The organism is Kocuria sp. UBA1838, assembly GCF_002338785.1.
In the GTDB taxonomy this organism is placed as follows: domain Bacteria; phylum Actinomycetota; class Actinomycetes; order Actinomycetales; family Micrococcaceae; genus Kocuria; species Kocuria marina.
In genome coordinates, this window is sequence record NZ_DDIY01000015.1 from 138,367 (window position 1) to 152,814 (window position 14,448).

The window sequence follows — 14,448 nt, forward strand, 5'->3', positions numbered from 1 at the left end:
ATGAGATCATCCGACCACTGTAGACCGGGGTCCGGACATCCTCACGGGCCGCGGTGGACAGCCCACCCCGGGCCGAGGCCGGTAGGGTGGGTGAGGTGAGAATGACCCCCGAATTGCTGGCCGCCGTCGCGGCCGCGGCCGTGCCCGGGGTGGCCCCTGTGGCCACCGGTCCTTCTCCCGACGACGCCGCGGATTTCCGCTCGTGCGTGGTCCAGGACTCCGAGGGTCGCCGCTGGCGCGTCCGCAGTCCCCTGAACACCGAAGCGAGCATGCGCCTGGAGACCGAGCACCTGGTGTTGCAGGCGTTCACCCCGTCCGTGCGCTCGCGGTTGCCGTTCCACCTGCCCACGGTCGCGGGGTCCGTGGCGCAGGACGGGTTGCGCACTTTTGTCTACTCGCACCTGCCGGGTCACACGCTCAGCCTGCGGGAGTTCCAGCGGCAGAACGAACATCCCGAACCTCCCGTGCACACGCCCTCCCCGAGTGCGACGCCGCGCGCCCCCCTGGCCGTGCAACTGGGCCGTTCGCTCGGGTGCCTTCATTCTCTGCCCCGTGCGCTCGTGATGGACGCGGACCTGCCCGCCTACAGCGCCGAACAGTGCCGCAAGCGCATGCTCCACGATCTCGATCAGGCCGCGACCACGGGGCTGATCCCCGGGGACCTATTGCGTCGGTGGGAGGAGGCCCTCGAGGACACCACACTGTGGCAGTTCTCCACGCGCGTGGTGCACGGGGACCTACACGAGGACAACATCACCGTGGACCACGGTTCACTCGCGTCCTTCACGGGGTGGAGCGATCTGCACGTGGGCGATCCCGCCGTGGACTTCTCATGGCTCGTGGGCATGTCCGACCCTGCGTTCGCGGACACCGTGCTAGAGGCCTACTCCGTGGCGGCCGTCCAACCCCCGGACCGCCATCTGTTGCGCCGCGCGCACCTCAAGGCCGAGTTCGCGCTCGCGGAATGGCTCGTGCGCGGTGTGGACCGGGGCATCACGTCCATGGTGGACAACGCCCAGCGGATGCTCACGACCCTCGCGGCGGACGTGCGGGCCAGCGCGTCGCCATCCCCGGGGGTGGCCGGTCCGCCGCCCGCCTCAACCGCGTCGGCCGCCGCTTCCGGTGCGGATCGGGCCGGCGACTCCGACGTCGACTCGGTGGACCGCACTGACTCCGACGGCCGCGCCCTCGACGGCGACTCCGCCCCGGACGGTCACCCGAGCGACGACGGCTTGTCCTCCGACCATCACTCCGGCGAGCGCGGCTCCTCCATCGGCGGTTCCTCCGCGGCGTCCGGATCCGTCACGCCCACCTCGTAGAGCGAGCTCACCACGGCCTCGAGTTCCGTCTCGTCCGCGAGGTCGTGGGGACGCACCACCTGGTCCGCGGCCACGTAGTAGAACGCCGCCGACACAAGCTCCACCGGGACCTCGTGCAACCGCGCGAACGCCAACCGGTACAGCGCGAGCTGCCCGGACTTGCGCTTGAGCTCCCGACCGTGCGGGATTCGCCCTGTTTTCCAGTCCACGAGTTCCCAGCCGTCCGCGGTGCGGAACACGGCATCGATCCGACCGCGCACCGTGAGCGACCCCACCGGGGTCTCCACGGGCAGTTCGATCGCGTAGGGCTCCAGGGACGCCCACGGGCTGTTCCGGAAGGTCTCGGCGAGCCGGGGCAGGTCCAGGTCCTCGTCCACGTAGTCGTCGGAACCGGGCAGTTCGTCCGCGTCGAAAATCGCGGAGTCCCCGAAGTAGTTCTCAACCCACGTGTGGAACGCCGTGCCCGCCCGGGCCGCGGAGCCCGGTTTGCGTGGCATGGGTCGGCGCAGATTGCTGATGAACCCCTCGGGATCGGTGTCCATGGCCACGAGCGCGGACGCCGAGACGTGGGAGGGCATGTGCACGCTGCGGTCCTCCTCGGACGCCGCGCGGCGACCCAGCAACAGTTCGGCCTCGCGCCGCCACCGCGTGACCACGTCACCGGAGGGCCCCTGTGCCAATTCCTCGTCCGTGAGCTCGCGGGTGTCCGGGAAACCGCGCTCGGCCACGGCGCGGGCAGCGCGTTCCATGACCTCTCGGCGGCCCCGGTGTGCCGGAGCGATCACGGTTTCCATGTGCTCGCCGTCCGCGGAGCGTTCGGTGCGCACGAGTTCCGGTCCCTCCACGGGGTCGTACGGCCACAGCGCGCTGACCCGGGTGTCCCGCTGCGGGTTGGTGGCATCCGGTTCCGGCTCGACCCACGGACCCGCCTCGAAACCGGGGCTCGATCCCTCGAGCAACTCCCGCGCTTCGAGCAAAAACGGTGAGGCCTCCTTGACCTCCTGGGCGGTGCCCCGGAACACGCTGCCGGAGAGTTCGAGCAGGGACTTGGCGCGCGTGAACGCGACATAGGCCAACCGACGTTCCTCGGCGAGGTCGTACTGTTCGACGTCCTCCGCGAAGTCCTCGTAAGAACTCTCGAGTTCGCGCACGTCCGAGACGCGCGCATCCCACTGGGGCAACTGAGCGGCGTCGCCCCGTAACGGCCACGGCAGCTTGGCCGCTTCCAGGGTCCACGCGGAGGACTTCTTGGAGGGGAAGTCGTTCTTGTTGAGCCCGGGGACGTAGACGTGGTCCCACTCGAGGCCCTTGGAGGCGTGGACCGTGAGCAGTTGTACGGCGTCCCGGCGCGTGTGCGCGGGCGGAAGTTCCAGGCCGTTCTCTTCGTGGGACGCGGCCTCGAGCCAGTCCAGGAACGCGGCGACGTCGTGCGTGCGGGTCGTGGCCGTGAACTGGACCGCCTGGTCGTGGAAGCCGTCCAGGTTGCGCCGCGCGTGCACGGGATCCTCCCCGGGCAGCGCGGCGAGTTCGATATCGAGGCCCAGCACGGTCTCGACCTCGTGGATCACGGTGGTCAGCTCGTCCCCGAGCACACTGCGCAGGTCTCGCACATCCCGGCGCAATGCGCGTAACCGGCGCACGCCCTCGGCACTGATCCCGCGACCGCGCGAGGAGACCCAGCCCTCGGGGGGCAGTGTCTCGAGCGCCTCGATCAGGCTCGCGCGGTCCACGATGTCCGCCATGACCACGGGCTCCTCGGCGTTCTCGCCGGTGGTGGCCGCGTCGTCGGCGGGCTCCGGATCCTCGCCGCGGGCGGCCCGCTCGTGGCCGCGCTCGAGGGCCGCGGCCCAATCGCCGAGTGCCGCGAGGTCGCGTGCACCCAGCCGCCACCTGGCACCGGCGAGCAATCGGGCGAGGGCGTCCGAGCGGCCCGGATCGGTGAGGACGTGGAGCATCGCGACGACGTCGGCGACCTCCGGGGTGTGCAACAGCCCACCCAGCCCGACCACTTCGTAGGGGATGTCCCGGGCTTCGAGTTCCAGGCGCAGGGGTTCGAACTGCGCGCGTTTGCGGCACAGCACGGCCATGGTGGGCATCTCGTCCGGGGCCTGGCCCTGATGCGCGGCCCGCTGGTCCTGGATCGACGCGGCCACGGCCTGGGCCTCCTCGGTGTCCGTGAAGTAGCGGCTCACCCGCACACGACCGCGCACCGCACCCGGCGCCGGGTCCAGCGGCGGGACCTCGACCGTGGCCGCGGAACGGCTCCACGCGGGCGGGGTGCGCAGCGGCTCGGCCACGGCGTTCGCCACCTCGAGGACCGCGAGGCTGTTGCGCCACGCCGTGGTGAGGAAACTCGTGTCCGCGAACCGGGACGGCTCCACGTCCGAGGACCCCCGGACCGGGAAGTTCTCCACGAAACTGAACAGCTGGCCGGAGGACGCCCCCCGGAAGCCGTAGATGGACTGCTGGGGATCGCCCACGGCCATGACGCAGTGCCCCTCCCCGAACAATCCCGAGAACAGGGCCAACTGGGCGTGGGACGTGTCCTGGAACTCGTCCAGCAGGACCACCGAGAAGCGTTCCCGCTCGACCGTGCGCGCGTGGGGGTCCATCCGCACGATCCGTGCCGCGAGTGCCAGCAGATCACCGTAGTCGAGCGCCGAGTCCACGCGCTTGGCCGCGCGGAAGCGCTCCACGAGCTGCGCGAGGACCTCGGTCTGCTCCATCCGGCGCACGGCGTCCTGCACCTTGCGCCCCGGGGACTTCTTCCGCCCGTCCGGAGGGGTGTCCAGGCACATCGCACGCAGCCGGCCCACGAACTCGTGGATCCGGCGCGGTTCCACGAGGTGCTCCGAGGCCTCGGACGCCAACTGCATGAGACCCGTGGTGAGCGTGGATGCGGCGGGCACGGTCGCGGGCAACGGACCGTCCCAGCTCTGCACGAGGTCGTGTGCGAGTTGCCAGGCCTGGGCCTGACCGAGCAGGACGGTGTCCGCTTCCACGCCCAGCCGAAGCCCGTAACTGCGTACGAGCGAGTTCGCGTAGGAGTGGTACGTGCTGACCGTGGGCTCCTGCGCCGCGGCCGGGGCGTTGTCGTCCTCGGGTTCGTCGATGAGTCCCGCGCGGCGCAGGTTCCGCAGCTTCTGGTTGATCCGCTGGGACAGTTCGCCCGCGGCCTTGCGCGTGAAGGTGACCCCGAGGATCTCGTCCGGGCGGGCCAGCCCGTTGGCCACAAGCCACGCGACGCGATCGGACATGGTGGTCGTCTTACCCGAGCCCGCGCCCGCCACGACCAGTCGTGGGGTCAACGGGGACGCGATCACCGCGGCCTGTTGCTCGGTGGGCGGGAAGTCCCCGAGCGCCTCCGCGATCTCGTACGGGGAGTACCGGACGTCCTGCGGTGAGCGGGGCTGGGGGGCGGAATCCTGCTGGGTCATTTCTCTGTGACCTGCCTTCCCTGGGCGCACAGCGGACACAGCCACGGGACGGAGCACCGGATCCCGAATCCGGCCTCCTGATCCGCGGTGTGCCGCGCTTCGAATCGCGTGCCCGCCACGAGGAGGGCCGCTTGCGTGATGAGGTCCCGCGCCCAGCGGTGTTCCTCGTCCAGGGGGTCCTGGACTTGCACACCGGGCGACGCCGCGGGGCTGCCGAGCTGGACGAGCAGCGCTCCCCCTGGTTGGGCGGACACGGCGCCCTCGGGCAGCTCGATGCGCTCCGGACGTCGGGTTTCATGCAGATCCTCGGTGCGGGAGGCCTCCTGCATGGCCCGCCCGGCGCCGGCCTGCAAGGCCACCTGATACGCGCCCAGCTGCGGGTGCTCGGGGATGTCCTTCTTGGTCGGCTGGTGTTTGCCGGTCTTGAGATCCACGACGACGTGGCGCCCGTGGGCGTCCACCTCCAGCCGGTCCACGCGCCCGGTCAGCAGGGCGTCCCGGGCCTCGCTGCGCACCAGGACCTCGAAACTGCCCTCCACCGAGACGAGCTCGCGCCCGTGCTCGGAGCGCATCTCCCGCGAGTACTGCGCGAACTTACGCAACATCTTCTCCGCGCGTTCGAGCTCCTGCTCCCCCGTCCAGCCGTGGGGCATGCCCAGGGAGGGCCAGCGGCGGCGCAGGTGCGCGATCAACTCGACGCTGTCGGCGTCCGGGAGTCGCTCGGCGATGTCGTGCACGAGCGTTCCCAGGCTGCGCCGCAGATCGGTCACCTCGGTGGCATGGGCCTCGCTCACGAACCAGTCGAGCGGGCTGCGGTGGATCGTCTCGATCGTGGACGGGGAGACGCGTACCGCCTCGTCCGGTGCGAACAGCGCGTCCTCGGTGGACAAAGCGTTGCGGCCCCACCACTGCTCGGGCGCGGCACCCGGCACGGGCTCTGCGAGGGCGGCGAAATCATGCAGCAGACGCGCGGCGGCCTCTCGTTCGTGGGCGGCCGCGTCCGGTTGCTGCACGGTGCGGCGCAGCGCACCCGTGAGCTGGCGCAACGTGAGGGGTTCGGGTGCGCTCAGTTCCTCGACGGAGATGCCGGGATCGTCGCGGCTCCCACCGGCCACGAGGTCCACGAACTCGGACGGTTGCTCGTCCTGGCTGGCCACCGCGGTGACCGTGAGGCCGGCCGTGGCGCGGGAGACGGCCGTGGCGAACTGCCGCAGTTCGTCGAAGCGCACCTGCCGCAACCGGTCCACCGCGCTCAACCGTGTGGCCTGTTCCGGCCCGTGGTCCAGGGCGTCGGTGAGCACGTCCGTTCCCAGCAACTGACCGCGCAGGGCGGTGTTGGGCCACACCCCCTGTTGCACCCCGGCGACGACCACGTGCGCCCACTGCCGACCCGCCGACCCCGCGGGGGTCATCACCGAGACGTTGTCCTCCGCCGGTGCTCGGGCCGCCAGGGTGTCCATGGGCAACTCCTGGTGGTCCATGTAGTCCATGAACGCCCGTGCCGTGGCGCCCGGGACCTGGTCCACGAACCGCTCGGCGGCCTCGAACAGTCCGACGACGGCGTCCAGGTCCCGGTCCGCCCGCACGGCCTCCGCTCCCCCGGCCAGGGCACGACGCCGCCAGCGCGGTGCGACCCCGGACGCGTCCCACAGGGCCCACAACACGGATTCAGCGGTGGCGCCGGGCTCGTCCAGCGCCTCCTGACCGGCCTGGAGCATGTCAGCGACGCGCGCCGCGGAATCCGAGTGCACCTCCGCGAGCTCGAGCAACACACCGTCCGCGAGCGCCTGGACGAGGAGGTCGTCGCTCGTGCGTCCACCCCCCGTACGCAGCTCGTAACCGCGCAGTTTCTGGCGGATCCGGCGCACCTCCATGGGGGACGCCCCGCCGATCCGCGACGTCAACAGGGCCACCGCGGCACTGGCCGTGAGCATGGATCGGTGGGCGGCCCGCTCACGGTCTGCGTCCTCGGCCTCCGAGCCTTCCATCGACGTTCCGGAAGCGGAATCGGGATCGTCGCCCGGTTGCCCACCCCGGCCCGGGCCGGCCTCCTGTGCTTCCTGATCAAGTGCTCCGTCCGGTTCCGCGACCGCATCCTGCGCCGCGAGCAACAAGCGCAGGGCATGCAGCAGCGGGATCACCGCGGGTTCCTCCCGCAAGGGGGTCTCGGCGGCGGACGTGGTCGTGGGCACGCCCAGCGCCGACAGCTGCCGGGTCAGCGCCGACAATTGGGAACCGCTGCGCACGATCACCGCCATGTCCCGGTAGGGCACACCGTGCAAAACATGCAAGCGCAAGAAGTGGTCCGCGCACCAGCGCGCCTGGGCCGTGGGCGAATCGAAGAGCGTCGCGCGCACCGAACCCGGCGCTGCGGCGTCGTCGGCAGGGTGGGCGTCGTCGGCGGCATGGAGGTCGTCGGCTGTGTCGGCATCGGTTGCCTGGGAGGCGATGTGCTCGGTCGCACGGGGTTGCTCGGGAGCCCGCTGGACCCGGGCCCCCGGCACGACCGAGATGGCCCGCGCCACGCGCTGCCACGCCTCGTTGACCCGCAGCGGCATGCGGTGACTCGTGCCTAGCTGTAAGCGCTGCAGTGGCCGAGCGGGGGTGCCCACCCGGTCCTCGAGCGTGCGCAACAGGTCCGGGCGGGCGCCGCGGAACCCCTGGACGGTGGTGTCCGGATTGGCGGTGAACACGGCGTCCCGGCCCCGGGTGAGCACCCCGATGAGCCGGTGGGCGGACGGGGTGGCGTCCTGGAGGTCGTCCACGAGCACGACGTCCAACCGGTCCTGTTCCCGGGCGAGGAAATCCGGATTCTTCTCGAGGACGCGGGCCGCGCGGTCCACGAGCTCGGACGGGTCGAAGGCGTTGGGCATGCGCAGGGCGCGGATCTGCTGGTACTCGGCGCGGAACGCCGCCGCGCTGCGCCACTCGGGGCGACCGAGGGGTTGCGCCCAGCGCGCCAGGACGTCGGGCGCCATGCGGTATTCGTTCATGCGGTCGAACAGCTCGCGCAATTCGCCGCGGAAGCCGCGCGTGCCGAGCGCCTGATCGAGTTCCGCGGGCCACACCACGGGGCTGCCGTACCCGGCAGCGTGCCCGCGCATCATCTCCGCGAGGAACGCGTCCTGTTCCGGCCCGGACAACAACACCGGTGTGGTGGTGACCCCGGGCAACAGGTCCTGGGCCTGTGCGCGGCGCAGGACGTCGAACGCGTACGCCTGCCACGCGCGCACGAGCGGCGTGCTGATGGTCGCGCGCGCACGGCGGCTGATCTCGTCCCGCAGCGTGGCCGCCAGTTCACGCGATGGCGCGAGCACGAGCAGGCGCTGCGGATCGGCTCCCTCGACGATCCGTCGCACCGCACCCTCCACGGTCACCGTGCTGCGCCCCGTCCCGGGTGCTCCCAGCACGAGGACCGGCCCGTGGTCGGCCGGTAGCTCCACGACGGTGCGTTGCGCGGGGTCCAGCTCCGGGTCCGCCCCGCCGGATTCGACGCCGCGGGGCGGCAGGACGCGCCAGGACGGTTCACGCTGCGTTCGCATGTGGTGATCACATCACGGTCATCCGACACGCATAACGGCCCGCGCACCGACCGGTACCGTGGTCGCATGGCTTCCCCGCACGACACAGGTGACACCGAACAGCCCGCACTCTTCGACGTGCCGCCCCCGCCACCCGCGGCGGACCCCGAGGAACCCGCCGCGCCGCAGCCCGAGCAGCCCACGCTGTTCGACGCCGCGCTCGAGCCCGCGCCTGAACTCACGCGGGACAACGCTGCCGGCGCCCGCTCCGCGCCCTCACGCGACCGCGCGTCCGAAGTAGCACAGAGCGCCGGCGACGACGCCGTCGAGCCCGCGGCGACCGCAGCAACCGTCCCCCACGGGGCGGCTCGCAGGGAGGTCGGCGCCGCGCCGTCGTGGACCGCCGGCGAGCGCGCGGCGTTCGACCTCGAGACCACGGGGCGGGATCCGCAGGAGGCGAGGATCGTGACGGCGTCGGTGGTCCTCGTGGACGCCACTGGGACCGTGACGCGGGAATGGGAGTGGCTCGCCGATCCCGGGATCGAGATCCCCGCGGAGGCCGCCGCGGTCCACGGCGTCACGACCGAGCGGGCCCGCGCCGAGGGCCGCCCCGCCGCGGAGGTCACCGCGCAACTGCACGACGTGCTGAGCGGGCTGTGGCGCGTGGGGATCCCGGTGCTCGCATTCAACGCCGCCTACGACCTCACGGTCCTCGCGAGAGAGAGCGAGCGCCACGGTCTGCCCGCCCCGGCCCCGATGCCCGTGCTGGACCCGTTCGTGCTCAACAAGCAGGTGCACCGCTACCGCCGCGGCAAGCGGACGCTGGGCGCACTGTGCGAGGAGTACGGCGTGGTCCTGGATGCCGCACACACCTCCGCCGCGGACGCATTGGCCACCGAGCGGCTCGCCACCGCCCTGGTCGAACGGTTCGCAGAGCTCGAACGACCCGCGGAAGAGCTGCACGAACTGCAGATCGGCTGGGCAGCCGAGCAAGCGGCGTCGTTGCAGGAGTACTTCCGGCGCCGAGATCCCGAGGCCGTGGTGGACGGCACGTGGCCCGTCCACCCGCACCCCTGACCCCACCCGCACCACTACAGCGACCGTCACGCGCACGACCGCGGCCGTCGCACTGCGCAACGACGACGGCGCGGCACCGCCGGGAACCACCCGGGCGGCGCCGCGCCGTCGTCGTACAGGAAAAGGCGTACAGAAAACGCGAAGCGGATCAGCCTTCGGCGGGTCGAGCCTCCGCTGCCGCACGAGCCGCGGCGGGAAGGGCCGAGAGGATCCGGTCCATGGCCGAATCGTCGTGCGCCGCGGAGAGGAACCACGCCTCGAAGACCGAGGGCGGGAGGTAGACCCCGGCATCCAGCATGGAGTGGAAGAACGGCGTGTACCGGAAGCTCTCCTGAGCCTTGGCGTCCGCGTAGTCGTGTACCCCGCGGGCACCGGTCCCGAAGGCCACCGAGAACAGGTTGCCGGCCACCTGGATCGAGTGATCGACCCCGGCGGCATCGAGGGCCTCGTGCACCCCCGCCTGCAGCTGCTCGGAACGGCGGTCGATGGTCTGATACGCGATCCGGTCCGCGCACTTGAGCGTCGCGATCCCCGCGGCCATAGCCACGGGGTTCCCGGACAGCGTGCCCGCCTGGTACACCGGGCCCATAGGGGCCAGGTACTCCATGATCTCGCGGCGCCCGCCCAGTGCGGCGGTGGGCAGTCCCCCGCCGATGACCTTGCCGAACGTGAACAGGTCCGGGACCCAGTCCTCGCCGTTCTGGTTGCTGAGCCCCCAGTACCCGGCCTCGTGGACGCGGAAGCCCGTGAGCACCTCGTCCAGAATCATCAGGGCGCCGTTGTCCCGGGTGATCCGACGGATGTGCTCGTTGAAGTCGTTCTCCGGGGTGACCACGCCCATGTTGCACGGAGCGGCCTCGGTGATCACCGCGGCGATCTCACCGGGGTGCTCGGCGAAGACGGTCTCGAGCGCCGCGACGTCGTTGTAGGCCACCACGAGCGTCTGGGCGGCGGTGGCCTCGGTGACTCCCGCGGAACCCGGCAGGGCCAGGGTCGCGACACCGGAACCGGCCTCCGACAGGAGCGAATCCACGTGACCGTGGTAGCACCCGGCGAACTTGACCACCAGGTCGCGGCCCGTGAACCCGCGGGCCAGGCGCAGCGCCGTCATGGTGGCCTCGGTGCCCGTGGAGACCATGCGGATCTCCTCGAGCGGGGCCACGCGGTCCACCACGAGCTCGGCGAGTTCGGTCTCACCGCGCGTGGTGGCGCCGAAACCGAGACCGCGCTCCACGGCCTCGTGGACGGCCTCCGTGACCACGGGATGCGCGTGACCGATCAGCGCGGGGCCCCACGAGCACACCAGGTCCACGTACTCGCGCCCGTCCACGTCCGTGAGGTACGGGCCCTTGGCCGCGGCGATGAACGGCGGGGTACCGCCCACGGAGTTGAACGCGCGCACGGGCGAGTTGACGCCCCCGGGCATGACGCGCTGGGCGCGGTCGAACAGTTCTTGCGAAACACTCATGAGATCACTTCATTCCTTTCGCCGGGAGGCTCTCCCGGTGGGACCGTGCCGCGCGACGGCGCGGGCGCGGGGGTTCTGGGGTTACCTGCCGTTCTCCTCATGGAACCAGCGGGCGAGCTCGGTCGCGTAGTAGGTCAGGATCGAGTTGGCCCCGGCGCGCTTGATGGACAGCACGGACTCGCGGATCGCGGCGTCGCGGTTGATCCAGCCGTTCGCCGCGGCGGCCTCGATCATCGCGTACTCACCCGAGATCTGGTACGCCGAGACCGGCACGGGGGACGCGTCCGCGACCTCGCGCAGGATGTCCAGATAGCTCATGGCCGGCTTGACCATGACCATGTCCGCGCCCTCGTCCAGGTCCAGCTGCAGCTCCAGCAGGGCCTCCCGGCGGTTCGCAGGATCCATCTGATAGGTTTTGCGGTCACCCGTGAGCGTGGAGTCCACGGCTTCACGGAACGGGCCGTAGAACGCGGACGAGTACTTGGCGCTGTAGGCGAGGATCGACACGTCCTCGCGGCCCGCAGCGTCCAGTGCCGCGCGGATCACGCCCACCTGGCCGTCCATCATCCCGGAGGGTCCCAGCATGTGGGCGCCGGCCTCGGCCTGGGCCAGGCCCATGCGGCCGTAGATCTCCAGGGTGCGATCGTTGTCCACGCGGCCCTGATCATCCAGCACGCCGCAGTGGCCGTGATCGGTGAACTCGTCCAGGCACAGGTCCGACATGACCACGATGTCGTCCCCCACCTCGTCACGCACGGCACGGATCCCGCGGTTGAGGATGCCGTCCGGGTCCAGCGCGGCGGAGCCCTCTGCGTCGCGGGTCTGCGGGATCCCGAACAAAATGAAGCCGCCCAGCCCCAGCTCCACGGCTTCGGCGGCCGCGCGCTTGAGAGAGTCCATGTTGTGCTGCACCACACCGGGCATCGAGGCCAGGGGCTGCGGCTCGTCGAGTCCTTCCTTGACGAACACGGGCAGGATCAGCTCGGACGGCGTCACGCGGGTCTCCGCGGTGAACCGGCGCATGGCCGGGGTACTGCGCAGTCTGCGGGGCCGTGACACGAGGTCGTACGACACGTCATGGTCGGTCATGGTTCACATCTCCTGATCATCGAAATCTTTGAGTCGTCACGGGGCGGGTCGTTGCGGGCTCGGCGTGATCGTCCCGCTCCGGCGCCGAAGTGTCCGGCTCACCCAGCGCCCGCGACACGGCGTCGGCCAGGGCCGCTGGGGTCGGTTGCGCGGAGGTCATCGGGTCGACTCCGCGGGCCCGCAGCGCGCGGGCGGTCGGTTCCCCGATCGCGATCCACGCCGTGGCGGCCGCGGGCGTCATGCCCTCCAGCAGGGCGTCCGCGCGCGACGGCGCCGTGACCACCACCGCGGCCAGCTCACCGGACGCGCACGCGGCCCGAGCGGCGTCGGCGCCCCATTCCTCGGGGGCTTCCGGTGTGGTTGCGGTCCCGGCACCGGGGGCGCGCAGCGGGCGGTCCGCCGGGGCCGGGACGGTGTCGTACGCGGTGATCCGCACGACGTCGTACCCCCGCTCCCGCAGTCCGCTCACGAGGGCGTCGGACGCGAGCGCCGAGACCGGCACGAGGGCCCGCACCGGGGCCCCGGATGCACCCGGGTGCTCCTCGGGCCACTCGGCGAGCATGCCCGCCGCGCTCGAGACGCGCGCGGGGACGAAATCCACGCCCACACCATACTCCCTCAGCGCGTGGACGGTCGCCTCGCCCACCGCGGCGACCCGCAGCGCGGGCTCACCGGCCTCGGTGCGGTGACGAGCGGAGGGCCGCCGAGCGGCGTCGAGCGCGGCACCCCACTGCGGGGTGGGGGCGACCGCGGCGAGCGCCGCCACCGTGGTCGCGGACGTCACGCACAACCACGTGGGACCGCTCGGGCCGGTGGCCTCGGCCAGCAGCTCCCGCAGTGATTCCACGTCCGACGGCAACTGGGCCTCGAGCAGGGGCGAGGCGCACGGCTCGTACCCGCGTTCCCGCAGCAGCACCGCCAGGGCGCTCGCGGAAGCGGGGTCGCGGGTGATGAGCACGCGCGCCGCGGTCACAGGCTCAACCGTGCCAACCGGTCCGCGCCGTGGGCCAACAGGTCATCCGCGACCCGCTGACCGAGAGCCCGCGCGGCCTCGACCGAGGGTTCCCGCGCGGACTCCGTGCGGCGCATGACCTCGGAGCCGTCCGGATTCGCCACGACGACATCCAGTTCGAGATCACCGTCCACGAGGCGCGCGAAGGTTCCCACAGGTGCGGCGCAGCCCGCCTCGAGGCGAGCCAGCACCGAGCGCTCCGCAGTGACCGCGAGCCGCGTGGGCAGGTGGTCCACCGCGGCCAGACCGGTCGCGAGACCCGAGTCCGCCGTGAGTTCCGCCGAGACCTCGAGCGCGAGCGCACCCTGGCCCGGGGCCGGCAGCATCCGGTGCGGATCCAGGTACTCGGTGATCCGCCCCTCGAGGCCCAGGCGCTTGAGGCCCGACGCCGCGAGCACCACGGCGTCGAGGTCCCCCGGGTCCCCGGGAGCCACGCGGTTGAGCCGCGTGCCCACGTTGCCGCGGATGTCCACGATGCGCAGGTCGGGGCGCAGCGCGCGCAACTGCGCGACGCGCCGCGGCGAGCCCGTGCCCACGGCCGCGCCCTCCGGCAGTTCGTCGAGGGTCAGACCGTCACGGGCGCACAGGGCGTCCCGCGGGTCCTCACGCTGCGGCAGCGCGGCAATGGTGAGCCCCGTGACCGCCGCGGTGGGCAGGTCCTTGAGGGAATGCACGGCCAGGTCCACGGCGCCGTCGAGCACCTGGGACCGCAACGCCGTGGCGAAGACCCCGGTACCGCCCATCTGGGACAGCGGCCCCGTGAGGACGTCCCCCTCGGTGCGCACCGTGACCAGCTCGTGGTCGATGCCCCCGGCACGGGAGACGGCCTCGGCCGCCCACCGGCTCTGGGTCATGGCCAGCTGCGAGCCTCGGGTGCCCACCCTGAACACGGGTCCACTCACCGGTGGATCACCTCGCCGCTCTCGTCGAGCCCCACGGGGATCGGCTCGCCGACGGGCCGCTGGGCGATCGTGGGACGGGGTGCGTCCTGACCGCGCAGAATCTTGACGCAACAGTCGGGGGCGCACGTGTCGAACCACGTGCCCTGGGCGCACGCGGATACCCGCGGGGGCGCGGTGGGCGTGCCCAGCCGCTGCTCCACGAGGTCCGCGAGCGCGGCCACGAACTCGGGATCGGTGCCGGCGGTGGGGATGCGCTCGAACTCCAGGCCGGCCTCGGCCGCGGCGTCACGGGCCTCGGTGTCGAGGTCCCAGAGCACCTCCATGTGGTCCGAGACGAAGCCCAGGGGCACCACGGCCACGCCGGTGACGCCCTTGCCAGGCAGCTCCTGGATGACGTCGCAGATGTCCGGTTCGAGCCACGGGACCTGCGGGGGCCCGGAGCGGGACTGGTACACGAGCTCCCACTCCACCCCGTTCATGGGCTCGCCCACCTGCTCCACGATCCAGCGCGCGGCCGCAAGGTGCTGCGCCACGTAGGCGGAGTCCCCCTCGAAGCTCATCCGCTGGGAGCCGGCCGCGTTGGCGTCCGTCATGGGCACGGAGTGGGTGGTGAACAGCACGCG

The 14,448-nt window shown here is 71.8% G+C and carries 8 protein-coding genes and 1 pseudogene; 2 read left to right on the plus strand and 7 right to left on the minus strand.

Annotated elements, in window-relative coordinates; translation table 11 throughout:
* Window positions 1–101 precede the first annotated feature (101 nt).
* Entirely contained in the window at window positions 102–1,319 is a 1,218-nt protein-coding gene (locus tag B3I25_RS07505) for a macrolide 2'-phosphotransferase (protein WP_286738472.1), read from the plus strand.
* Here B3I25_RS07505 and B3I25_RS07510 read toward each other — a convergent pair.
* Complete coding sequence (locus tag B3I25_RS07510; protein WP_286738473.1) at window positions 1,247–4,756, minus strand: ATP-dependent DNA helicase; 3,510 nt, start codon at window positions 4,754–4,756, stop codon at window positions 1,247–1,249. The two genes, B3I25_RS07505 and B3I25_RS07510, sit on opposite strands and share 73 nt — an antisense overlap.
* Window positions 4,753–8,298, minus strand: a complete 3,546-nt coding sequence (locus B3I25_RS07515) for an ATP-dependent DNA helicase (RefSeq protein ID WP_286738475.1) — start codon at window positions 8,296–8,298, stop codon at window positions 4,753–4,755. The genes B3I25_RS07510 and B3I25_RS07515 overlap by 4 nt, the downstream gene beginning before the upstream one ends.
* Window positions 8,299–8,670: 372 nt before the next feature.
* On the opposite strand from B3I25_RS07515, the pseudogene B3I25_RS07520 reads away from it, so the two are divergent.
* Window positions 8,671–9,354 (plus strand): annotated as a pseudogene (locus tag B3I25_RS07520) (3'-5' exonuclease); the annotation flags it as partial.
* Between the two features lie 148 nt (window positions 9,355–9,502).
* Here the strand turns inward: B3I25_RS07520 and hemL are convergent.
* The 5 genes from hemL to B3I25_RS07545 form a co-directional block, all read right to left on the minus strand.
* The gene (gene hemL / locus B3I25_RS07525; RefSeq protein ID WP_064846089.1) at window positions 9,503–10,822 is read right to left on the minus strand and encodes a glutamate-1-semialdehyde 2,1-aminomutase; all 1,320 of its coding nucleotides are present in this window, start codon (window positions 10,820–10,822) and stop codon (window positions 9,503–9,505) included.
* Window positions 10,823–10,903: 81 nt separating this feature from the next.
* Window positions 10,904–11,911, minus strand: a complete 1,008-nt coding sequence (hemB, locus tag B3I25_RS07530) for a porphobilinogen synthase (RefSeq protein ID WP_286738477.1) — start codon at window positions 11,909–11,911, stop codon at window positions 10,904–10,906.
* A gap of 16 nt (window positions 11,912–11,927) precedes the next feature.
* Window positions 11,928–12,884, minus strand: a complete 957-nt coding sequence (locus tag B3I25_RS07535; RefSeq protein WP_286738478.1) for a uroporphyrinogen-III synthase — start codon at window positions 12,882–12,884, stop codon at window positions 11,928–11,930.
* Window positions 12,881–13,825: a hydroxymethylbilane synthase gene (gene hemC, locus B3I25_RS07540; protein WP_085107674.1), complete on the minus strand. Its 945-nt coding sequence runs from the start codon at window positions 13,823–13,825 to the stop codon at window positions 12,881–12,883. Before hemC ends, B3I25_RS07535 begins: the two co-directional genes overlap by 4 nt.
* A partial coding sequence (locus B3I25_RS07545) for a ferrochelatase (protein WP_286738479.1) occupies window positions 13,822–14,448 on the minus strand: 627 nt, incomplete at its 5' end. The genes hemC and B3I25_RS07545, both read right to left, overlap by 4 nt.